20 protein-coding genes are annotated in these 22348 nt (G+C 73.0%); 8 read left to right on the top strand and 12 right to left on the bottom strand.

Annotation, left to right across the window (positions count from 1 at the left end; all coding sequences use genetic code 11):
- Positions 1–63 precede the first annotated feature (63 nt).
- Positions 64–2406: an ATP-binding protein gene (locus tag ACIBO8_RS15740; RefSeq protein WP_396115911.1), complete on the bottom strand. Its 2343-nt coding sequence runs from the start codon at positions 2404–2406 to the stop codon at positions 64–66.
- 9 nt (positions 2407–2415) lie between these two features.
- The gene (locus ACIBO8_RS15735; protein WP_396115910.1) at positions 2416–2670 is read right to left on the bottom strand and encodes a DUF5999 family protein; all 255 of its coding nucleotides are present in this window, start codon (positions 2668–2670) and stop codon (positions 2416–2418) included.
- A 168-nt stretch (positions 2671–2838) separates the two neighbouring features.
- Here ACIBO8_RS15735 and ACIBO8_RS15730 point away from each other — a divergent pair, with 168 nt between their 5' ends.
- Positions 2839–3432 carry a sigma factor gene (locus ACIBO8_RS15730; protein ID WP_396115909.1) on the top strand — a complete coding sequence of 198 codons (594 nt, stop codon included), beginning with the start codon at positions 2839–2841 and terminating at the stop codon, positions 3430–3432.
- Here ACIBO8_RS15730 and ACIBO8_RS15725 read toward each other — a convergent pair.
- Complete coding sequence (locus tag ACIBO8_RS15725) at positions 3420–5465, bottom strand: N-acetylmuramoyl-L-alanine amidase (protein ID WP_396115908.1); 2046 nt, start codon at positions 5463–5465, stop codon at positions 3420–3422. The genes ACIBO8_RS15730 and ACIBO8_RS15725 overlap by 13 nt on opposite strands.
- 160 nt (positions 5466–5625) lie before the next feature.
- Between ACIBO8_RS15725 and ACIBO8_RS15720 the strand changes: the two genes are divergently transcribed.
- Positions 5626–6018: an EAL domain-containing protein gene (locus tag ACIBO8_RS15720; protein ID WP_396115907.1), complete on the top strand. Its 393-nt coding sequence runs from the start codon at positions 5626–5628 to the stop codon at positions 6016–6018.
- A 3-nt stretch (positions 6019–6021) separates the two neighbouring features.
- Here the strand turns inward: ACIBO8_RS15720 and ACIBO8_RS15715 are convergent, their stop codons facing one another.
- Both ACIBO8_RS15715 and ACIBO8_RS15710 read right to left on the bottom strand, forming a co-directional pair.
- Positions 6022–6930, bottom strand: coding sequence for an NADP-dependent oxidoreductase (locus ACIBO8_RS15715; protein WP_396115906.1), 909 nt, complete (start codon positions 6928–6930; stop codon positions 6022–6024).
- 34 nt (positions 6931–6964) lie between these two features.
- The gene (locus ACIBO8_RS15710; RefSeq protein WP_396115905.1) at positions 6965–8659 is read right to left on the bottom strand and encodes an alpha-glucosidase; all 1695 of its coding nucleotides are present in this window, start codon (positions 8657–8659) and stop codon (positions 6965–6967) included.
- Between the two features lie 61 nt (positions 8660–8720).
- Between ACIBO8_RS15710 and ACIBO8_RS15705 the strand changes: the two genes are divergently transcribed.
- From ACIBO8_RS15705 to ACIBO8_RS15685, 5 genes are all read left to right on the top strand, one after another.
- Positions 8721–9722, top strand: coding sequence for a glycosyltransferase family 4 protein (locus ACIBO8_RS15705; RefSeq protein ID WP_396115904.1), 1002 nt, complete (start codon positions 8721–8723; stop codon positions 9720–9722).
- A gap of 102 nt (positions 9723–9824) precedes the next feature.
- Positions 9825–10976, top strand: coding sequence for a glycosyltransferase (locus ACIBO8_RS15700; protein ID WP_396115903.1), 1152 nt, complete (start codon positions 9825–9827; stop codon positions 10974–10976).
- Positions 10973–12055 carry a glycosyltransferase gene (locus ACIBO8_RS15695; protein ID WP_396115902.1) on the top strand — a complete coding sequence of 361 codons (1083 nt, stop codon included), beginning with the start codon at positions 10973–10975 and terminating at the stop codon, positions 12053–12055. Before ACIBO8_RS15700 ends, ACIBO8_RS15695 begins: the two co-directional genes overlap by 4 nt.
- Positions 12052–13554: a glycoside hydrolase family 130 protein gene (locus ACIBO8_RS15690; RefSeq protein ID WP_396115901.1), complete on the top strand. Its 1503-nt coding sequence runs from the start codon at positions 12052–12054 to the stop codon at positions 13552–13554. Before ACIBO8_RS15695 ends, ACIBO8_RS15690 begins: the two co-directional genes overlap by 4 nt.
- Before the next feature lie 22 nt (positions 13555–13576).
- Positions 13577–14686, top strand: coding sequence for a lactonase family protein (locus ACIBO8_RS15685; RefSeq protein WP_396115900.1), 1110 nt, complete (start codon positions 13577–13579; stop codon positions 14684–14686).
- A 154-nt stretch (positions 14687–14840) separates the two neighbouring features.
- Here the strand turns inward: ACIBO8_RS15685 and ACIBO8_RS15680 are convergent, their stop codons facing one another.
- Both ACIBO8_RS15680 and ACIBO8_RS15675 read right to left on the bottom strand, forming a co-directional pair.
- Positions 14841–15512, bottom strand: coding sequence for an enoyl-CoA hydratase-related protein (locus ACIBO8_RS15680; protein ID WP_396115899.1), 672 nt, complete (start codon positions 15510–15512; stop codon positions 14841–14843).
- A gap of 41 nt (positions 15513–15553) precedes the next feature.
- Entirely contained in the window at positions 15554–16375 is an 822-nt protein-coding gene (locus ACIBO8_RS15675; RefSeq protein WP_396115898.1) for a methyltransferase domain-containing protein, read from the bottom strand.
- Positions 16376–16538: 163 nt separating this feature from the next.
- Between ACIBO8_RS15675 and ACIBO8_RS15670 the strand changes: the two genes are divergently transcribed.
- Positions 16539–17558: a Gfo/Idh/MocA family oxidoreductase gene (locus ACIBO8_RS15670; protein WP_396115897.1), complete on the top strand. Its 1020-nt coding sequence runs from the start codon at positions 16539–16541 to the stop codon at positions 17556–17558.
- Here the strand turns inward: ACIBO8_RS15670 and ACIBO8_RS15665 are convergent.
- From ACIBO8_RS15665 to kynA, 5 genes are read right to left on the bottom strand one after another with little or no spacing between them, the layout of a single operon-like run.
- The gene (locus ACIBO8_RS15665) at positions 17555–18424 is read right to left on the bottom strand and encodes a serine hydrolase domain-containing protein (RefSeq protein ID WP_396116390.1); all 870 of its coding nucleotides are present in this window, start codon (positions 18422–18424) and stop codon (positions 17555–17557) included. The genes ACIBO8_RS15670 and ACIBO8_RS15665 overlap by 4 nt on opposite strands.
- A gap of 31 nt (positions 18425–18455) precedes the next feature.
- On the bottom strand, positions 18456–19277 hold the full coding sequence (locus tag ACIBO8_RS15660; RefSeq protein ID WP_396115896.1) for an SDR family oxidoreductase: 822 nt from the start codon (positions 19275–19277) through the stop codon (positions 18456–18458).
- A 2-nt stretch (positions 19278–19279) separates the two neighbouring features.
- Positions 19280–20263, bottom strand: a complete 984-nt coding sequence (locus ACIBO8_RS15655; RefSeq protein WP_396115895.1) for an amidohydrolase family protein — start codon at positions 20261–20263, stop codon at positions 19280–19282.
- Positions 20260–21489, bottom strand: coding sequence for a kynureninase (gene kynU / locus ACIBO8_RS15650; RefSeq protein WP_396115894.1), 1230 nt, complete (start codon positions 21487–21489; stop codon positions 20260–20262). The genes ACIBO8_RS15655 and kynU overlap by 4 nt, the downstream gene beginning before the upstream one ends.
- A complete protein-coding gene (kynA, locus tag ACIBO8_RS15645) occupies positions 21486–22343 on the bottom strand; it encodes a tryptophan 2,3-dioxygenase (protein WP_396115893.1) in 858 nt (285 codons plus the stop codon). The genes kynU and kynA overlap by 4 nt, the downstream gene beginning before the upstream one ends.
- Positions 22344–22348: the final 5 nt, after the last annotated feature.

Genomic DNA, 22348 nt, shown 5'->3' with positions numbered 1-22348 from the left:
TGGTCCTCTTCTCGATGCCGATGTGTCACCGGAGATCCTGCCCGCAAAACCTGACAACCTCTGTCAGGTACGCCGGGAAGCGAGCCAGGCGGCCACCTGGGCGCGGGAGGTGAACCCGAGCTTGCTCAGGATGTTCTCGACGTGTCCCTCCGCCGTGCGCTGGGCCACCACCAGGCGCGCCGCGATCTCGCGGTTGGTCAGGCCCTCCGCGATCAGCGACGCGACCTCCTGCTCTCGGCGGGTGAGGCCGAGGTCGGCGAGCCGGGCCGGTTCCGTCGCCGCCGTGGGGGCCGTACGCGGCGCGGGCACCTTCTCCAGGGCCAGCGATACCGCTTCGGCGGTCGGCAGGGCGGTGCCTCGGCCGAACGCCGCGTCGAATGCGCGGTCGCCGAGGCGGGCCCGGACCTGCGAGGCCGCCTCGTCGTGGAAGTGGCGCAGGCTGCGGAACGACCCCAGCGACGCGTGCATCGCCCGCCACATGCGGTCGGACGCGCCGAGCAGCTGCGCCGCGCGCTGGTCGCGGCGTTCGCTGCCCGCCACCCAGCCCAGCGCCTCCAGCGAGAGGCCGACCGTGAACTGCTCGCCCTCGACGATCGTCCCGATCTCCAGGCTCTCCTTGGCCGCGTCGGCGGCGCCCCGGTTGTCGCCCGCGCGCCAGCGCAGCACGCTCAGCGCCCACAGTGCGAACGAGCGCCACCACACCTCTCCGTTGGCCGCCGCCAGTTCCTGGCAGGCCGTCAGGTCGGCGTACCCGTCGGAGGGTGTGTCCGAAGCGAGGCCGCGGGCGAGTCCGAGGACCGCCAGGCACCAGAGCTCGCCGCTGCGGGCGCCCAGGGCGCGGAAGCCGGCGAGTGCCTGCTCGAAGAGCGGGAGGGCGGCCGCGTGGTCGCCGGCGAACATCGCGATGTTGCCCTCCACCACCGGGATGAAGGCCAGCTCGGGCGAGGGCGGCAGGGTGGCCGCGAGATCCTTGCAGTCGGCCAGCAGCGCCGAGGCCCGGGCCCGGTCGCCCTGCACGCAGGCGATCCAGGACGCCACGCGGAGTGCGCGTACGCGGGTCCAGTGCCGGGGCGGGGGCATCGCGAGGGCACGGTCCAGCCAGTGCCGCCCCTCCGACAGGAAGCCGCGGACGAACCAGTGGTTCTGCAGGTCGGCGGCGAAGCGCAGGGCCACCTCCGGCGGGGCGGAGCTGACCGCGTACTCCAGGGCGACGCGGAGGTTGGCCTGCTCGTGGCGCAGGCGTTGCATCATGGCCGCCTGGTCGGGGCTGGCCCAGTGCAGGTCGCCGTAGTGCGCCAGCTCCGCGAACCAGTCGCAGTGCCGCTGCGCCACATCGTGCTGCTCACCGGCCTCCACGAGCCGGGCGGCGCCGTACTCGCGGACGACCTCGAGCATCTTGTAGCGGGCTCGCGGGCCGTCGCCGACCCGGAAGATCACGGACTTGTCCACGAGGGACGCCAGCAGGTCCAGGATCGACTCCGCCTCCAGCGGCGGGGCGGCGCAGACCTGCTCCGCCGCGTCCAGCTCGAAGCCGCCGGAGAAGACGGACAGCCGCGACCAGAGCCGGCGCTCCGGGCCGGTGCACAGGTCCCAGCTCCAGTCGATGAGCGCGCGCAGGGTCTGCTGCCGCGCGGGCGCGTTGCGGGCCCCGCTGGTGAGCAGGCGGTAGCGATCGGTCAGCCGGTCGAGGATCTGGTCGAGCGACAGCACCCGCAGCCGGGCCACGGCCAGCTCGATGGCGAGTGGCATGCCCTCCAGCGCCTGACAGAGAGCGGTGACGGTGGCGCAGTTGGCGTCGGTCACCTCGAAGCCCGGCTGCACCGCGGTCGCCCGCTCCACCAGCAGGCTCGCCGCCTCGTACCGGGCCAGGTCGGCGGGGGTGCACTCCCGGTCGGCCTCCGGCACCGACAGCGGCTGCACGGTCAGCGTCGCCTCGCCGGCGATCCGCAGGGCCTGCCGGCTGGTCACCAGGATGCGCAGGCGGGGGCAGGCGCGCAGCAGGGTCTCGGCGAGATCCGCGCAGGCCGCCACGAGGTGCTCGCAGTTGTCGAGGATGAGCAGGGCCTGGCGGTCGGCCAGGAAGGTGGCCAGCCCCGGTGCGTCCGGACTGACCGACTCCTCGCGTACGCCCAAGGCCTCGGCGACCGTCACCGCGACCAGATCGCGGTCCCGCAGCTCGGCGAGTTCGGCGAACCAGACTCCGTCCGGGAACGCGCGGCGCATCTCGAGCCCGACGTGGCGGGCCAGCCGGGTCTTTCCCACGCCGCCGGCACCGGTCAGCGTGACGAGCCGGTTGGTGGAGAGCATCCGCCGCACGCCGGTCATCTCATGGCGCCGGCCCACGAAGCTGGTCACTTCGGCGGGCAGGTTGCCGAGGGAACCGCGCGCGCTCGTGGCGGTGCTCATACGAGCACGTTAGTGCGTACGCCCTCCGATTGCGGTCCGGCGGATACCCACCGACGCGCCCGCGCGGGCCGCCAGCGCGAGGCCGGCGGCGGCCCGGGCGGCCACGGCACGCCCGTCGGGCATCAGCTCGCCCGAGTCGTCGAAGGTCACCACGCCGTTGCAGAGCAGACTCCAGCCCTGCTCAGGGTGGGTGGCCACCACCCGCGCGGCCTCATGGTCGGTGTCCGCCGCCTGCGGGCAGGGCGGCACGTGACTGCACAGCATCTCGCTCCCTTCCGGCAGCAAGAGTTCGTCGCGACACGCCCGGCGGACACCGGGAAACTACCCGGGTGATACCCGAATGCCCGGACGCGGGTACTTCTCCCGGTGTCGCCGGCACACTCGTGGATCACGATGGGACCCCTCGACCGATCACCGAGGGAAGGGGCACCCATGGGCCGCCACGCGGCCGACCGGCCCGGCAGGCCGCCGATGCACGCCGACCTCTTCGCTCCGACGCCTGGCAGCTCCGCCGAGCGGGTGGCACGGGAGCGGGCGGCCGACGCGTTCGACGAGCTGGTGGCGCCGCACCGCCGGGCGCTGGAGGCGTACGTACTGCGCCTGACCGGGGGCGACGAGGCGGCGGCCACGGACGTGCTCAAGGAGACCTTCTACCGCGCAGCGCAGGATCCTGCCCGCTACCCCCCGCGGGCCTCCGCGGTACGGCCGTGGCTCGTGCTCACGGCCCGTACGGTGCTGCGCGACGGCGAGCGCTCCGCTCCTGCAGGGCACGACGACCGCCCCGTCGTCGCGCCGGCGGAGCGCTCGCCGTCCCCCCGCCCGCAGACCACGATCGTGCGGGCGATGGAGGATCTCGCGGCGTCGCACCGCGAGATCCTGCTCGAGCTGTTCTTCCAGGGCGTCTCGCTCGAGGACGCCGCCGAGGCGCGCGGCGTGCCGGTCAGCGACCTCAAGTCCGGCCTGTACTTCGCCATGCGTGCCCTGCGGGTCGTCCTCGACCGGCAGACCGACGGTTACCGCAGGTAGACGAGCCCGTCGGAGATGACGCCCGGGCGGCCCGCGGTGCCCTCCACGACAATCTTCACGGTGTGCCGGTCGCTGGAGCTCCACGAGCGGGTCCACACCGCGCGGCGGTACAGGGCGTCCGGCGAGCGCAGGTCGACGATGCCGGCGGGCTCACCGTCCACGAACACCCGGACCCGGCCGGACACCGACGTGCGGCTGACCGCGAGCGCCGCGGACCGGCCGGTGAAGGACCAGCTCAGCGAGGCGCCCTTGGCGGTCGCCCGCAGCGCCGAACCGCCCAGGTAGCCGGAGCCGCCGACGGATCGCCACGTGCCGTCGCGTTCCGCCCGGGTCTCCGCGACCATGACCGCCGTCCGGACCGCCGCGACCGAGCGTGCGTTGCCCGCCCGATCCGTGGCGCGCAGGCCGTACGTGGTCTCCACGCCCGGCTTCACCGACCCGGCCCAGGCCGTGGCGGCGGTGCTCAGGTCCGCTGTGGCCGGGGTCGTCAGCCGTACGGTACGCAGCCCGCCCGCGTCCCGGACCGCCCAGCGCAGCCGTACCGGCACGATGCCGCTGAGCGAGCCGGGCCGCAGCGTGACGGTCGGGCCGCTGGTGAACTCGGGCAGCGTCTGGTCGGCGTACACGGCGGTGTCCGTCACGGCAACGCGGCCGTTGAGGGCGACGGCCCGTACCCGTACGGTGTGCCGCCCCGGGGTGAGCCGCAGCAGCTGCTGGCGCTGCGCGGCCGGCACGGAGGCGGTGAGGGTGTCGTCGACGTACACGTCGTAGCGGTTCATCAGCGTCGTCGCCGTGTCCACCTGCCAGAACGGGCGGATGGTGCCGCGGGTGAAGTACGTGCCGCCGATCCGCGTGGCGCCGTTGATCTTCGACACCGCGAGGTCGGCCGGCGCCGCCGAGGCGATGCCGCGGATGGAGCCGAGCTGGCCGTAGAGGGTGGTGCCGGGGCACTCCGTCTTGCCGGTGTCGCGGTGACCGGAGATGCGGTTGAGCACCGCGCGGCTGCCCTCGGCGTACCGGTCGCTCCCGCTGGAGACCAGCGTGGTCCGGCCGGCGGGCGTGTTTCCGTACGCCCCCAGCTTGTAGGCGGCCACCTGGGCGATGACCGTACGGACCTTGGCGGACACCCCGCGCGAGCTGTAGTTGCCGAGCACGGCGATCGCGGCGCTGTGGGAGTTGAAGCCCAGCGTGTGCGCCCCCAGCACGGGCCGGGTGATCCCGCCGCGCCGCCCCTCGAAGAGGGTGCCGCACTTGTCGACCAGGAAGTTGTAGCCGATGTCGTTCCAGTGGTTGCTCTTGATGTGGTACGCCTGGATGCCGCGGATGATGGCCGCCGAATCGGAGCAGCTGTAGCTGTTGCTCTCGGCCGTGTGGTGCACGAAGAGGACCTGCACGTCGGTCGTGTACTCGGGCGCGCCGCGCACGATCTTCTCGTTCGCGCCCCACTGGGCCCGGGTCACCACGTTGGGCACCGGCCGGGCCGGAATGGCGGCGCGCTCGTACGCCTTGGGCACGGGCGCGGCGGCGGGTTCTCCTGGATCGATCAGGTCGAGGCGCAGACCCGGCGGCAGCGGCGTGGTGCGCGCGGCGTCCGCGGCGACGCGCGCCTCGACCGCGTCCGAGGGACCCACCCAGAGCGGGTCGGTGCTGCCCCGCGCACCTTCGGCGTCCTGGGAGCCGGGCTCAGCCGGGTTCGGTTCGTCCGCCTCCAGGGACTGCCAGGGCGTCCACGTGCCGTCGGAGAGCGAGCGGGTCCGCACCTGCACGGCCCCGGTGAGCCGGCGCGCCGGGTCGGTCCAGGTCGCGCCGATCAGGCCGAACCGCCCGGTCGCACGCGGTGCGACGGCCCGCCCGGCCGCCGCGGACTCGGCCCGCAGCGCGCCGGGGGCCGAGAACGCCCGCCCGGTCGGCGAGGAACCTCCGGCCGGGTCGAGGCCGATGGTCTGCAACGTCGGTTCCGTCCCGGCCACGGCGGCCGTCAACTCGGCCGGCAGCGGACCCCCGCTGCCGAGCACCACCATGGCGCCGCTCAAAGTGACGGCTGTGCCCAGAGCCGTACTGACGACTCGCCTGTGCACTCGCTTCACGCGTATCCCCCCGCGAAAGACTTCGGACCGGCTCAGATAGGGAGAAAACGTACGCGTCTCCGCGGGGTCGTGTGACCCTTTCCGGGGTAGACGAGACGGATGGTTAATGACCGGCGTACCGGCTGCCGATCAAGGATGTGTTCTCCGCGCTACCCCGGCACAGCGTCGCAGTGGCCTGGTCGTACCTGGGTGCCGCCGGGATCCTGCTGGGTCTGCTGACCGCCGGGCCGGTATGGCTGCGCACCCCGCTGATGGCACTCGCCCTCCTGGGCGGCCGTCACCCGGGCCTCGGCACGGCGCCAACGAATCCATCGTGCGCGCCGTGCTCGTCATGGCCCGGGCCATGGACCTGCGGGTGGTCGCCGAAGGCGTGGAGACCGAGCTCCAGCGCGACTGGCTGAGCGAGCAGGGCTGCGACCTTGCCCAGGGCCGGCTGTTCGGCCGCCCGCAGCCGCCGGCGGATCACGCGGGTCTGATCCGCCGCACCACCGTGGCCTGACCCCTACGGTTCCACGATCAGCACCACCTTGCCGCGCCCGTGCCGCGACTCGACAGCGGCGTGCGCCTGCACCACCTCGGCCAGCGGATAGGGCCGGACCGGCATGGTGACCAGGCCGCGAGCCGCCAGCCCGACGACCTCCGCCAGCCGTACGGGCGACCGCGCCGGCCGCACGACCCGGGCGCCGTGCTCGGCCGCCGCCTTGTCGTCGACGATGGTGCCGATCCGGTCCCGGGGAACGCCCAGCTTCACCGACTGGGCGATCGCCTCCCGGCCGGCGGCGTCCAGGGCTACGGTCACCGGGCCGATCGCGCGCACGTCCGCCACCAACCCCGGGCCGTACGCGACCGGGACGGCGCCCAGCTGCCGAAGGTAGTCGTGGTTCCCAGGACTCGCCGTGCCGATCACCGAGGCCCCTGCCAGCCGGGCGAGCTGGGTGGCGATGGTGCCCACCGAGCCGGCGGCAGCATGCACGAGCAGGACGTCACCCTCGCCGACGCCCAGTTCCCGCAACGCGCCGGAGGCCGTCTGGGCCGCCGCGACCAGCGCCGCGGCGGTGGCGAAGTCCAGCTCCGGCGGCTTCGGTACGACGGTCGTCGCGTCCACCACGACGTGCGTCGCCTGGCCGTTCATCATCGTCGACCCCAGCACCGCGGCCCCCGCGACGAGGCCGGTCCCGGTCACGCCTGCACCGAGCTTGTCGACCACCCCCGAGTACTCCTGGCCGACCTGCTGCGGGAAGCGGACCGGGACCGGTGCCATGCGGCCGCGCCGTACGCCCACGTCGAACGGCTGCACGCCCGCGGCGTGAACGCGCACCCTGACCTGGCCGGGCCCCGGCTCCGGGTCGGGCAGCTCGGCGAGGCGCAGGACGTCGGGCGGGCCGAAACGGTCGAACACGGCGGCTCTCATGCGCGCCACTGTGCACGTTGAAGTCCGGTTGAGGTCAAGCGGTGCGCCGGTAGACCACCACCTGCCAGGGCTCCAGCTCGAGGCCGGCCGGCGCCGGGGCGTTGGTCAGCACCAGTTCGGCCGCCGACCACGCCGCGGCGTCCGGGACGTCCGCGCGGGCCCGCTCACCCGAGAAGTTGCCGATCACCAGGAGCTCCGCGTCGCCGTGGCGGCGGGTGAAGGCGTAGAGCTGCTCGTCGTCGGGCAGCAGCATCGTGAAGTCGCCGTACACGACGACCGGGTCCTTGTGCCGCAGCTCGATGAGCCGGCGGTAGAAGTGGTAGACCGATTCCGGGTCCTGCACCGCCGCCGCGGCGTTGATCTCGGTGTGATTCGGATTCACCGCGAGCCACGGCGTCCCGGTCGTGAATCCCGCCTGCGGCGAGGAATCCCACTGCATCGGCGTACGGGCGTTGTCACGGCCCCGGGCCCGCAGAACGGTGAGGACGTCCTCGGGTGAGCGGCCCTCGTACCGGGTCGCCTGGGCGTACTGGCCGAGCGCCTCGATGTCGCGGAAGTCCGCGATCGAGGCGAACGGCGCGTTGGTCATGCCCAGTTCCTCGCCCTGATAGACGTACGGCGTACCGCGGTGCAGGTGCAGCACCGCGCCGAGCATCTTGGCCGAGCGGACCCTGTACTGCGGGGAGTCGTCGCCGAAGCGGGAGACCACCCGGGGCTGGTCGTGGTTGTTCCAGTAGAGACTGTTCCAGCCGACCTCGGCGAGGCCGGCCTGCCAGCGCCCGAAGATGGCCTTGAGCTTGGTGAGCTGCAACGGGTAGAGCAGCCACGGATCGGGGCCGCGATCCACGAAGACGTGCTCGAAGCCGAACACCATGTCGACCTCGCCGCGCGCGGGGTCGGTGTAGCGGATGGCCTCCTCGACGGTGACGCCGGGCATCTCGCCGACGGTCAGCATCGCGTCCCGGCCGGCGAAGACCCGCTCGTGCATCTCGTGCAGGAACTCGTGGTTGCGCGGCCCGTTCATGTAGTGCGGGGCGCCCACGCCGTAGGGCGAGCCGGGGGGTACGGCGCCGTCGGGCAGCGACGTGTCCTTGGAGATGTGGTCGATGACGTCCATCCGGAAGCCGTCCACGCCCCGGTCGAGCCACCAGTTCATCATCGCGTACACGGCCTCGCGGACCTCGGGGTTCTCCCAGTTGAGGTCGGGCTGCTTGCGGCTGAAGATGTGCAGGTAATACTCGCCGGAGGTCGGGTCGTACTCCCAGGCGGAGCCGCCGAAGACCGATCCCCAGTTGTTCGGCTCGGCGCCGGGCGTGCCGGGTTCCATGCCCGCCCGGGCCGGGCGCCACCAGTACCAGTCCCGCTTCGGGCTGTCCTTGCCCGACCGGCTCTCGACGAACCAGGCGTGCTCGTCGGACGAGTGGTTGACGACCAGGTCCATGACCAGCCGCATGCCGCGCTCGTGCACCGCGGCGAGCAGCTCGTCGAAGTCGGCCAGGGTGCCGAACACCGGATCGATGTCCTGGTACTCGCTGATGTCGTAGCCGTTGTCGTCCTGCGGCGACCGGTAGATCGGCGACAGCCAGATGACGTCGACGCCGAGACCGGCGATGTGGTCGAGGTGCCGGATGATCCCCTTCAGGTCACCCATGCCGTCGCCGTCGGCGTCGGCGAAGCTCCGCGGATAGATCTGGTAAACGACGGCACTGTGCCACCAGGGGTTCTCCATGGTCCCTCTTTAACACGCGAACCCCGGACGAAACACCGGATCGCCTCGCATACTGAGGATCATGAAGGTGGCGCTGCTGGGTCCGATCGCGTGGCGTACGCCGCCCGTCCATTACGGTCCGTGGGAGCTCGTCACCAGCCTGCTCGCCGAGGGGCTGACGGCGCGCGGTGTCGACGTGACGCTGTTCGCGACGCTCGACTCGGTCACCAAGGCCACCCTGGACGGCGTGGTCGCGCGCGGCTACGAGGAGGATCCGGAGATCGACGGCCGGGTGTGGGAGGCGCTGCACGTCGCGTACGCCCTGGAACGCTCCGGCGACTTCGACCTCGTGCACAACCACCTGGACTGGCTGCCGCTCGCGTTCTCGGGGCACTGCCGGGCGCCGATGCTCACCACGATCCACGGCTTCTCCGGCCCGAACATCCTGCCGGCGTACCGGCGGGCCCGCTCGGCCTTCGTCTCGATCTCGGACGCCGACCGCTCCCCCGACCTGGACTACGTCGCCACCGTCTACCACGGCGTCGACCTCGACGAGCTGCCGTTCGGCGCGGACGGCGGCGACGGCCTCGTCTGTTTCGGCCGGATCCACCCCGACAAGGGCACGCACGCGGCCGTCGAGATCGCCCGTCGCGCGGGGCGCCGGCTCACCCTGTGCGGCATCATCCAGGACGAGCGCTATTTCCACGAGCAGGTCGAGCCCCACATCGACGGGGAGCGGGTGGTCTATCTCGGCTCGGTCGGCCCCGCTGACCGGGCACGGATCCTGGGCGGCAGCGCGGCCCTGCTGCACCCGATCCGGTTCGCCGAGCCGTTCGGCCTGTCCGTGGTGGAGTCCATGATCTGCGGGACGCCCGTCGTCGCGTACCGGAAGGGATCGATGCCGGAGGTGGTGGACGAGGGTCTCACCGGCCGGCTGGTCGACGGTGTGGACGAGGCCGTGGCCGCCGTCGCGGACATCGGGCGCATCGACCGGGCGGCGTGCCGGGCGCGTGCCCGCAGCCGCTTCGGGGCGGACCGCATGGTCGACGACTACCTGAGGATTTACCGCGAATTGGTCGGCTGATCAGACCGTTCTTGTTACCGTTCTGTTACCGATTTGCGGTGATTCTCCATAAATCACAGAACGCTGCGGGGAGGCAGCAAACCTGAGCAGAAAGGGCCCGTCATGCCCGCCACGTACGGCTTTCTCAGCACCTATCCCCCGACCCAATGCGGTTTGGCGACGTTCAATGCGGCATTGGCGTCCCACCTCACCGGGGGCGCGCCCGGCAGCGGCGTGGTCCGGCTGCTCTCCGCGGACGCGGCCGGCGGCGGGCTGGAAGTCGATCGGGCGGCCCCGCGGGTCGTGCACACCTGGCACACGGACGCGGCCGGCGGGTGGGGCGCCGCGGCGAACGCCCTGAACCGCTTCGACGTCGCGGTCGTGCAGCACGAGTACGGCATCTACCCCGGCATCGACGGCGACGAGGTGCTGCCCCTGCTACATGCCCTCAAGGTGCCGACGATCGTGGTCCTGCACACCGTGCTCAGCACGCCCTCGCGGACGCAGCGTTCGGTGCTCGAGCGCATCGTCGCCGCCGCCGACGCGGTGGTGACCATGACGGACACCGCCCGCCACCGGCTGACCGCCGGCTACCGGGTCGACCCCCGCAAGGTGACGGTCATCCCGCACGGCGCCGGCAGCCACAGCAGCGCGCCCCGCGAGACGCTCGAAGTGCCCCACCTGCTGACCTGGGGGCTGCTCGGCCCGGGCAAGGGCATCGAGTGGGCGCTGCGCGCGCTGGCCCTGCTGGGCGACATGGATCCGGCGCCGGTGTACACCGTGGCCGGACGTACCCACCCGAAGGTGCTGGAGCAGCACGGTGACGCGTACCGGGAGTCGCTCAAGGCGCTGGCGGACGAGCTCGGCGTGGCCCGGCATCTGCGGTGGGAGGACGTCTACCTGGACCAGGCCGCGCTCAGCCGGCTGATCCGCTCCGCCGACGTGGTGGTGCTGCCGTACGACTCGACGGAGCAGGTCACCTCCGGGGTGCTCATCGAGGCGGTCGGCGCCGGGGTTCCGGTCGTCGCGACCGAGTTCCCGCACGCGGTGGAGCTGCTCGCCGACGGGCCCGGCCTGCTCGTGCCGCACCAGGACCCGGAGGCGATGGCGGCCGGCATCCGGCGCCTGCTGGACGCCCCGGACGCGGCCAGCCGGCTGACCGGCCTGACCGGCGGCCCCACACTGCGGTGGCCCGCGGTGGCCGCCCGCTACCAGAGCCTCGCCGCCCGGCTGCTCGCGGACCGTACGCCCGTCGCCGCCTCCGTGCCCGCGTGAGCGTCTCCCTGCGGCTGGTACCGCCGCCCCTGCAGCTGATCGATGCGCCCGAGCCGAACTGGTCGCACGTCGCCCGCCTCTCCGACGACACCGGCCTGCTCGAGCACGCGCGCAACGCGATCGTCCGGCGCGAGCACGGCTACTGCGTCGATGACGTCGCCCGCGGCCTGGTGGTCGCCAGCCGGGAACCGCAGCCGACCGCGCAGGTCGTCGGGCTGGCCGAGCGCTACCTCGCCTTCCTGAACCACGCGACGGCGCCGGACGGAAAGGTCCGCAACCGGCTCTCGTACGACCGCCGCTGGCTCGACGAACCGAGCACGGGCGACTGGTGGGGCCGCGCCGTCTGGGGCCTGGGCACCGCCGCGGCTCGCAGCACGGTCCCGTGGATCCGCAAGGAGGCCCGCGAGGCGTTCGCCGTCGCCGTCCGGCAGCGCTCGCCGTGGCCGCGGGCGATGGCGTTCGCGGGGCTGGGCGCGGCCGAGGTGCTGCGTGCCGATCCGCGGGCGGGCGACGCGGCGCAGCTGCTCGGCGACGCCGCCACGGTCATCGGGCTGCCCGGCCGCGACCCGCAGTGGGTCTGGCCGGAACGCGAGCTGACGTACGCCAACCCGGCCCTGCCGGAGGTCCTGATCCACGCCGGCGATCTGCTCGGCGACGAGCCGCTGCTCGCCGACGGGCTGCGGATGCTGGGCTGGCTGTGCCGGATGCAGAACCACCAGGGCCACCTGTCGATCGTGCCGGTGGGCGGCTGGCGTCCCGGCGCGGAGCGGCACCGTTTCGACCAGCAGCCGATCGAGGCCGCCGCCACCGCCGACGCCTGCGCCACCGCCGCCGCTGTGACCGGTGACGACAGCTGGGAGTCGCCGCTCGTCCAGGCGATCGCGTGGTTCCTGGGCGACAACGACACCGGCACGGTGATGTACGACCCCCTGACCGGCGGAGGATATGACGGTTTGACGCCGGATGGGCCTAATCTGAACCAAGGTGCCGAATCCACTCTCGCGCTGGTCTCCACGTTGCAGCATGCTCGTGCGTTGGCAGGCCGCGGCGCGACCCGACCGTCAGGCGGCCTAGCGTGACCGCAACAATCGACCCGTACGGGGTCCGCACCACCACCCTCGTCCAGCGCCATGCGCTCACCATGCAGCCCGACGGGCGACGCGTGGTGATCAAGTTGTTCGTGCCCGGCGAGGACGCCCAGCTCGCGCAGAACCGCGCCTCGAGCCTCATCGAGCGGATCCTGCAGCTCGACGAGAACGAGATCGGGCGGCTGCTCGACGACGTCCTGGAGAAATTCTCCGGCCGGCACCACGACATCCTGGCCACGTTCCAGCATCACTACGACGTCGTGCACCACCGGGTGCCGCCGGAGGTCGAGCTGTCGCCGAACGCTCGGACGCTGATCGGCGCGTACTTCAGCCACGAGTTCGCGGTCGAGGCGGCGGCGCTGTGCAACCCGTCGATGGTGCCGCACCCGGATCAGAGCGGCCTCGAGCCCGGCGAGCTGCGGGTGGCCATCAGCCTCCGGCAGATCGGCGAGGGGCACATCTCCTCGATCGGCTTCTGCTCGGCCGTGCTCGGCCCGCACGACGCCATCCGGCTGGAGGACCGCGCCGGCCCGCTCGTGATCGGCGAGCGGACGGATGCCAAGCACCAGCGCGACCTGCTCGCCGCCGGCCTCGCCGAGCTCGACATCGACAACGAGCTGACGTGCAGCGTCCTGGGCTCGCTGCCGGAGCGGTATTCCGACGAGGAGTTCGAGGACGTCCTCGGCCACCTCCCGGGCGAGCTGCTGGCCCGCCCGACCACCGGCGAGACGCTCGCGGTGCTGCGGGAGATCACCGCCACGGACTACGCGGTGACGTTCCCGGCCTCCGTGCCGCTGCACCAGCGGGTGCTCTGGCCCGCCGCACCGGCCGAGAGCAACGGCATGGAGGACGCGCGGTTCGTGCAGGTCGCCGAGCCCGACGGGCGGATGGCGTACCTGGCGACCTACACCGCGTACGACGGCCGGCAGATCGGCGGGCGCATGCTGCAGTCCCGGGACCTGCGGCACTTCGAGGTGACGGCACTGCGCGGGCCCGCGGCTCGCAACAAGGGCATGGCGCTGTTCCCGCGGCCGGTCAACGGGCGCCGCCTCGCGCTGTGCCGCTCCGACGGCGAGACGCTGGGCCTCAGCGAGTGCGACGCGTCCAACCGCTGGCAGGAGGCCGTCCCGCTGCTCATCCCGCACCGCGGGTGGGACCTGATCCAGGTGGGCAACTGCGGCTCGCCGGTGGAGACCCCGGCGGGCTGGCTGGTGCTGACCCACGGCGTCGGCCCGATGCGCCGGTACGCGATCGGCGCGATGCTGCTCGACCTCGACCATCCGGAGCGGGTCATCGCCGACCTCCCGCACGGCCTGCTGGAGCCGGACGACGTCGAGCGCGAGGGGTACGTCCCCAACGTCGTCTACTCCTGCGGCGGCGTGCTGCACGACGGCCGGCTGTGGCTGCCGTACGGTGCGAGCGACGTACGCGTAGGCTTCGCCAGCATCGCGCTGGACCGCCTGCTGGACGCCATGGTGGTCGTGCCCTGACCCCTCCTATACATTGATAGTCGTGTATGGGCTGAGGATCTCGCGGCGCGCCCTCCTCCACCTGGGGGGCGCCGCCGCGGCGACCGCCGCCGCCGGAGCCGGTGCCGCCACGGCCCTGCCCGCGGTCGCCGGCGAGGAGGCAGCGTTGACGGGTTTCCACTTCGGCAGCTACACGTCGGAGGGCGGCCCGGGCATCGCACGCGGGCGGATCGACCCGGCGACCGGCGCGCCCGCGGTCGAGAACACCACCGCCGCGGTGCGAGACCCGTCGTGGCTGGCGACCAGCCCCGCCGGAAGCATCCTCTACGCGATCAGCGAGCAGGACCAGGGCACGGTCAGCGCCCTGACCCCGGAGCTCACCGTGCTCAACACCGTGGCGACCGGCGGCGGACCGGCACACGTCGCGGTGCACCCCGGCGGCAGCTTCCTGTTCGTGTCGCTCTACGGCGCCGGAGCCGTGGTCACCCACCCGATCGGCGCCGACGGCACGGTGGGTGCCGCCACGGACGTACGCCCGCAGGGCACGCATCGCCGGCCGTCCCACGCCCACCAGGTGGTGGTCGATCCGCTGGGGACGTACGTGCTCGCGGTCGACCTGGGGCGCGACAGCATCTTCACGTACACCCTGGACGCACGGGCCGGCACGCTGACCGAGGTGGCCCGGACCGCGCTGGCACCCGGCAGCGGCCCGCGCCATCTCGCCTTCCACCCCGACGGCGAGGTGGCGTACGTCGCCGGCGAACTCGACTCCACCGTCACCGTCTGCGCGTGGAGCGACGGCGTCCTCAAGCCCGGCCAGGTGATCGCGGCGGCAGCGGACGCCGGCGCGGAGAACTACCCGGGCGAGATCGCCGTCTCGCCGGACGGACACCACGTCTACGTCAGCAACCGTGGCACGAACACGGTCGCCGTCTTCGCCACCCGCGACTCCGGCACGCACCTGCAACGGGTGGCCGACCCGGCGTGCGGCGGGGTCTGGCCGCGCCACCTCGCCCTGGACCCCACCGGCCGGTGGCTGTACGTGGCCAACCAGCGCTCCGGGACGGTGACATGGCTGCCCGTGGACGAGGGGATCCCCGGCGGCGTCGCGGGTTCGCTACCGGTGCCCGGTGTGGCCCAGGTGCTGCTCTGACCCGTCGACTTTGGCGGGGGTGACGACGACTTTCGCCGCTAGTACCGTCCCCGCCGCGGAGGTGGTCGCCGCCTACCGCGGGAGGAGCTGGCCCGGCTCGATTTCGTCCTCCGCGACGAGCGCAAACGCCACCATTTCCGCCGGGCGCAGTGATTCAGCCCAGCGGGTTGTCCTTGTCGCGCAGGGTGTCCAGCACCCCCGCGTACATGCGGGCCTTGATGGTGGCCAGGGTGGTGCCGGCCTTCCCGGCCTGCGCGGCGGCGATCGCCAGGGCCGTGGGGCGCACCTCGGCCTCGGGGACCGCCTGGTCGACGATGCCCGCGGCCAGGGCGTCGCTGCCGCCGTAGCGGCGGGCGGTCGTCATCGCCTCGTGCGCGGTGCGCGGTGCCAGCCGGGCCTGGATCAGCGCGGACATGCCGCGCGTGAACGGAATTTCGATGTCCGCCTCGGGCAGGCACCAGTAGCCGCGGTCGGCGCGCATCACGCGGAAGTCGTGGGCGAGCGACAGCATTGCCCCGGCGGCGAAGGTGTGGCCCTGCAGGGCGGCGACGGTGATCAGCGGCAGCGACAGCACCCGGGCGAACAGCGCGTGCACCGAGACCGCGTACTCCTGGAACTTGTCGCCGTTGTCGCCCAGCCAGTCGAGGTCGAGGCCGTTGGAGAAGATCTTGCCCGTGGCGGCGGTGACCAGCGCGCGGGCGCCGCCCGCGGCCTCCACCCGGTCCAGCGCGGCGTTCACCTCGGCGATCCAGTCCGGATGGAAGCGGTTCTCCCCGTCGCCCAGGTCGAGGACGAAGACGTCGTCGTGGCGGTCCAGCGTCGGCATGACACTCCTCTCGATGCTACTCGCCGGTAACATACCGCCTCTCACACCGTTCCGGCGACCGCCCAGATGGTCAGGACCGCGAGGAAGTCGCCACGCTCCCCGGCGGAGTCCACCTGGCTGAACCATTCGTCCCGCAGGCCGGCGGGGGTCGCCCAGGTCGACTCCGGGACCTCGTGGTTGACCATGGGCAGCACCACGGCCGCGGAGCCCGGGTCGGGGAAGTAGCAGGTCACCGGCGTCGCCGTGACGTCTTGCAGGCCGTGGTCGAGCAGGCGGCGGCGCAGCGTGCGGCCCATGTCGAGCTGCCGCGGCGTGAGCCGGCCGTGCATGTGGTCGATGACCGTACCGGCGAGCGCACCGTCGACACCGTCGAAGGCCAGCGACGCCCAGTCGGTGTCGAGCAGGCAGACCCGGCCCCCGGTGCGGGTCACCCGGATCAGTTCGCCGATCGCGGCTTCGGCGTCGGCGACGTGCTGGAGCACGCGCTCGCACCAGACCCCGTCGAAGGTCTCGTCGTCGAAGTCGAGGGCGCAGACGTCCCCGGTGACGTAGCGGATCGCGCCGCCGGTGTCCCGGTCGCGGGCGGCGGCCAGGGTCGCCGCGGAGAAGTCGAGGGCGACCACCTCGCCGTCCGGCACGACCGCCGCGGCCAGCTCGCGGGCCACGTCCCCGGCCCCGCACCCGGCGTCGAGCAGCCGCTGGCCGGGCGAGGGGCGCAGCGCCTCCCAGCCCGCGTGCCGGACCCGGCGGATCTCGGGATGGCGGGACATCGCCTCGAGCGCCGCCACGAGCATGGCGAACATGTCGGGCGACATCCGGTCGAGGTCCGCGAACGGGGTGCGGTCCAGCTGTGCGGGCTCCATGGCGCCCATGGTGGCGCGGGAACTGCCTCGCGACGGACAGTCGTCAACCTTCCGACACGCCGCGTTCACGTTTCGTATCCAGCCCTCCGCCCACGGTGCCAGCGGCCCGGAGGGGTGTCCTGCGTCACGGTCGGCCGGGTTCGCGGTTTGTAAGATCCGAAACATGACGGCAACACGGATCGGCCTCGTCGGGTACGGCTCGGGCGGGCGCATCTTCCACGCGCCTCTGATCGCGTCGGCGGAGGGCGTCGAGTTCGCGGGCGTGGTGACCCGTTCGGCGCAGCGGCGCGAGGAGCTGGCCAAGGCCCATCCCGGAGTGCCGGCGTACGACTCGATCGCCGACCTGGCCGCCGCGGGAGCCGACGCCGTGGCGATCTCGACCCCGGCCGCCACGCACGCCTCGCTCGCCCGCGAGGCGATCGCGCAGGGGCTGGCCGTGGTCGTCGACAAGCCGTTCGCGCTCGACGCCGAGGCGGCCCGCGAGGTCACCACCATCGCCGCGGACCGGGGCGTGCTGCTGACCGTCTACCAGAACCGCCGCTTCGACGCCGACCTGCTCACGGTGCGCCGGCTGATGGCGGAGGACGCGCTCGGCGAGATCCGCCGCTTCGAGTCCCGTTTCGAGCGCTGGGACCCGCAGCGGCAGCCGCCGGCCGCGGGCGGCGGCACATTGCTCGACTTCGGCGCCCACCTGGTCGACCAGGCCCACCTGCTCTTCGGCCCGGTCTCCCGGGTGTACGCGGAGATGCGCAGCGACGGCGACCTCGACAGCGACGTCTTCGTGGCGCTGCACCACGCCGGCGGCGTCGAGTCGCACCTGTGGGGCAGCTGGCGGCAGGCGGCGCCCGGCCCGCGCTTCCGCGTCTCCGGCACGACCGGCACGTACATCGTCGACGGCATCGACGGCCAGGAGGCGGCGCTCAAGGCCGGCCGGTCCCCCGCCGCTCTCGGCGACCGCTGGGGTGTCGAGCCGGAGCACGCGTGGGGCCGCCTCTACCGCGGGACGACCGGCGCGCCCGTACGCAGCGAGCGCGGCCGCTGGGACAGCTTCTACCCGGCGTTCGCGGCCGCCGTGCGGGGTGAGGGGCCGCCGCCGGTGGACCCGTGGGACGCGGTGCGGAACATGGACGTCCTCGACGCGGCCCGGATGAGCGCCACGACCGGCGAGACCGTGGACCTCTAGAGCAGCCGCTCCAGCAGCGCGAAGATGGACGCCGGGTCCAGCGCCTCGCTGTTGCTCAGCACCACGAGACGGCGGTCCGACTCGGGCAGGCAGGCGACGAAGGTCTTGTACCCCGCGTTGTGCCCGCTGTGCTGAAACCACGGCTCGCCGTGGTAGGTGCCCACGAACCAGCCGTATCCGTAGCCGCGTGAGTGGTCATCGGCGTTGCCCGTCGCCGCGCGCTCGGTGAGCATCAATGTGCGAAGAGGCTCGCGCAGCACGTCGCCGGCCCACAGCCGGCGCAGCCACGCGACCATGTCGCCGGTGGTGCTCCAGACGTCGCCCGCGCCCATGCCGACCACGTCGAGGTCCCAGGACGGCAGGGGCTCGCCGTGCTCGTCGTGCCCGGGCGCGATGTCGTCGAGGTCGCCGGGCGAGCCGGCGAAGGTCGCGGCAAGACCGGCGGGCCCGAAAACGCGGCGGGCGAGGAAATCCCGGTACGGAACGTCGGCCACGCGCTCCACGACCTGGGCCGCCAGCACGTACGCGGGGCTGCTGTAGCGCCAGCCGGCACCGGGCGCGAACAGCGGCGGCACCCGGCGGAAGGTCTCGACCAGCTCGGCGGCACCGACCCGGCGCCCGAGGTCGATCATCGGGTAGTCGTGCCAGTGCCCGATCCCGGAGGTGTGCGCGAGCAGATGGTGCAGGGTCACCCCGGGCCACCCGGCGATCCAGCGGTCGAGCGGATCCTCCAGCCGTAACCGGCCGTCCTGCGCCAGCAGCAGGACGGCGGCGGCGGTGAACTGCTTGCTCACCGAGGCGAGCTGGTAGCGGGTCGGGGACTCGGCGCCGATGAGCGTCTCGTCGCCGCGGTCCAGCCGCACCATGCCGCCGTGTCTCACCCCGCCGACTCTAGGGTCACCGCAACAGCTCCGCGAGGGTCTTCGGACGGCGGCCGGTGAGCCGTTCGATCGCGGGGTCCACCGTGGCCAGTTCGCCGGCGGCCACCGCCGTGTACGTACTCACCCACGCGTCGACCTGCCAGTCCGGTGCGCCGTAGGACGCGCGGGACGCGTACGCCTCCTCGACCGTCTCGTCGTGGTAGCGGATCTCCTGGCCGATCGCCTCGCCGAGCAGCGCGGCGATCTCGGCGAACGTGAGCGCCTCCGGCCCGGTGAGGTCGTACGTGCGGCCGGCGTGCGGGCCCGGATCACGCAGCACCGAGACGATCGCGTCGGCGATGTCGTCCTGGGCCACGAGCGCCGCCCGTCCGTTGCCCGCCGGGCCGCGGATCACGCCGTCCTCGCCCACCAGCCCGGGCACGAAGTCGGCGTAGAGGTTGTCGCGCAGGAACGTGAAGGGCAGCCCGCTGGCGCGGATGTGCTCCTCGGTGGCCCAGTGGTCGCGCGCCAGGGTGAAGGTGGCGTCCGGGCGCGCACCGGCGAAGGACGTGTAGACGAGGTGACCGACGCCGGCCTCCGCCGCGGCGTCGACGAAGGCGCGATGCCGGTCGACGCGGTCGGGACTCTCCGACGCCGAGACCATCAGGACGGTCCCGGCGCCCGCCAGCGCGGCCCGGACCGCGGCCGGATCGCCGTAGTCGGCCTCGGCCACCTCGGCGCCGGGGATGCGCGGGGCGCGTGCGGCGTCACGGACGAGAAGCCGCTGGGGACGCTCCAGCCGGGCCGCGACCCGGCCACCGAGGCGGCCCGTCGCACCGCTCACCACTGTTATGGACATGGTCAGACGATATGCCGGGGCCGCACCTCGGGGCCCAGAACCCGGGCGGTGGCCACCGAGCCGGCGAACCCCGCGGGGTCGAGGTCGAGGCCGCCGGGCAGCCAGCTCAGCTCCGGGCGTACGGGATCGGCCATGGCCGCCAGCACCTCCGCCGGGGTGAGGCCGGCGTCCTGCAGTGCGCGCACCTCGCGGGGGTTGATCGCCGGCGGCAGGGGCCCGTTGCCGAGGTCGGTGCCGTACCGGACTTTCCCGCCGTACTCGAGGAAAAGCCGGAGGTTGCCGACGGCGGTGGCCCGCTCCGGCACCGGTGTGCCGTAGCCGTGGATGTCGAGCGTGCTGATCCACGTCATCCGCGCGGCGCAGGCCCGCACGAGCGCATCGTCGAGCTTCTCGGTCCACGGTGTGTGGGCGAGCAGGTCGGCGCCGGACTCGTACGCGGCCGCGACCATGCCGGGGCCCTCGGCGTGCACCACCACCGGCAGGTCCCGGGCGTGCGCCGCGTCGACGACGGCGGCCAGCACCTCCGGAGCCAGGACCGGCCCGCCGGCGTGCGCGGTGACCTTGATAAGCGTCGCTCCCCCGGCGTGCGCCTCACCGACCGCCTCGGCGGCGCCGGCCACCGAGCGGACCGGGCGGCAGCTTCCGGCCGGCGCCCAGGCACGGTCGCTGGGGTAGCCGCCCGGCGCGGTGAGGAACGGCCCGGCGAACCGCAGCCACGGGTGCCGTGCCGCCACCGCGGCGACCGCCCAGGGTGCGCCGCCGAGATCCCACGCCCAGGCGATCCCTCCGGCTCGCAGCGTCGCGACGTCCACCAGCGCGGAGTGGACGTGGGCATCGCCGAGCCCGGGCAGCACGGTTCCGGGCAGCCGTACGCGCTCGCCGTCCTCCGGCAGGTCACCGACCCGGGTGAGCACGCCGTCGCGCAGCGCCGTACCGGTGTGCAACCGCCCGTCCCACCACACCGAGTCCGGCACCCACCATGTCATCGCTGCTTCTCGAGCAGGTCCCGCAGGATGCTCAGTCCCCGGTGGACTTCCGCGAAGCCGGTGCTCAGCGGGGCCGGGCCGATGCGCAGTCCGTCGGGGCGGCGGTAGTCGGGGATCACCCCGCGCTCCCACAGCGGGTCGAGCAGGTCCTGGAAGCCGGGCCGGCGCAGGGTCACGTGGCCGCCGCGGCGGCCGGGCTCCCGCGGACCGGCCACCTCGACGCCCAGCGGCGCCAGCCAGCGGTCGGCCAGCTCGATCACGTAGTCGGTGAGCAGCAGCGACTTCGCGCGTACGGCGGCGATCCCGGCCTCGGCGTACAGGTCCAGGCTGGCGTGCAGCGGCACCATGCCCAGGATCGGCGGGGTGCCGCTGAGCAGCGCGCGGGCGCCCGGGGCCGGATCGTGCCCGGCTCCCATCTCGAACGACGCCCGGTGGCCCATCCAGCCCCAGATCGGCTGCCGCACCTCGTCCTGAAGGCCGGCCCGCAGGTAAGCGAACGCGGGCGCCCCAGGACCGCCGTTGAGGTACTTGTACGTGCAGCCGACGGCGAGGTCCACGCCCCACGCGTCGAGCTCGACCTCGACCGAGCCGGCCGAGTGGCACAGGTCCCACAGGGTCAGCGCCCCGGCGGCGTGCGCGATCCGGTTGATCTCCGCGACGTCGGCGAGCCAGCCCGAGCGGTACGCGACGTGGCTGAACAGCACGAGCGCGGTGTCGTCGTCGACCACCGCGGACACCTGTTCCGGCGTGATCCCGGCGGCCGGGTCGGTGTCGATCCAGACCAGCTCGGCGCCGCGTTCGGCGGCCACGGCCTCGCACACGTACCGATCGGTCGGGAAGTTGTCGGTGTCCAGCACGATGCGGCGGCGGCCGGGGCGGGCGTCGACGGCCGCGCGCACCAGCTTGTAGAGCAGCACGGTGGTGGAGTCGGCGACCACGATCTGCCCCGCGGCGGCACCCAGGGCGATCTCGCCGAGGCGGTCGCCGAGCCGCTGCGGCCACTCCAGCCAGCCGTCGGTCCAGCCGCGGATCAGCCGGCCCGCCCACTGCTCGCGGAGGAACCGTGCCATGAGCTCCTCGGTGGCGCGCAGCGGCCGGCCCAGCGAGTTGCCGTCGAGATAGGAGACGACGTCGAAGTCGGCGGGGGCCAGGAAGCGGTCCCGCAGCGGCCCCAGCGGATCGGCGGCGTCCAGCGCCTCGGCCCGCTCCAGCAGATCGTCCGTCACAGGTCCTCCACCCCGATCTCGGTGCGGACCGCGTACAGCTCGGGGAAGAACGTCAGGTCGAGGGCCTTGCGCAGGAAGTCCACGCCGCTGGAGCCGCCGGTGCCGCGCTTCACGCCGATCGTGCGCTCGACCGTCTTGAGGTGACGGAAGCGCCAGAGCTGGAAGTTCTCCTCGAGGTCCACGAGCTCCTCGCAGGCCTCGTACGCCTCCCAGTACTTGTCCTTGTTCTCGTAGATCGTCACGTAGACGGGCACCAGGTCGGCGTGGAAGCGCCACGGCAGCGTCACGTCTCGCTGCAGCAGCTCGACCGGCACCGCGTGGCCCCGGCGGGCCAGAAAACGCAGGAACTCGTCGTAGACGCTGGGCGTCTCCAGCGCCTCGACCAGCATCTCGCGGGCCGCCGGATCGTCATCGAAGATCGACAGCATCCGCCGGTCCTTGTTGCCGAGGATGAACTCCACGGCGCGGTACTGGTACGACTGGAAGCCCGAGGAGGTGCCCAGGAAGCTGCGGAACTCGGCGTACTCGCTGGGCGTCAGGGTGGCCAGCACCGACCACTGCTCGGTCAGGCAGCGCTGGATGTGCTTCACCCGGGCCAGGCCCTTGAGCGCCGGCCGCAGCTCGTCGGCGGCCAGCTGCCGCCGGACCGCGCGCAGCTCGTGCAGGACCAGCTTGAGCCAGAGCTCCGAGGTCTGGTGCTGCAGGATGAAGAGCAGCTCGTCGTGGTGCTCGGGCACGCTGACCGGATGCTGCGCGGAGAGGATCCGGTCGAGATCCAGATATTTCCCGTACGACAGATTGACCTTGAAGTCCCGGACGATGCCCGGCTCCAGCGGCCGCTGGTGCGACGACACGTTGA

The sequence above is a fragment of the Actinoplanes sp. NPDC049681 genome (assembly GCF_044465265.1).
In the GTDB taxonomy this organism is placed as follows: domain Bacteria; phylum Actinomycetota; class Actinomycetes; order Mycobacteriales; family Micromonosporaceae; genus Actinoplanes.
Note: the sequence above shows the minus strand (reverse complement) of the source record. Positions and strands in the feature narration are given on the sequence as shown.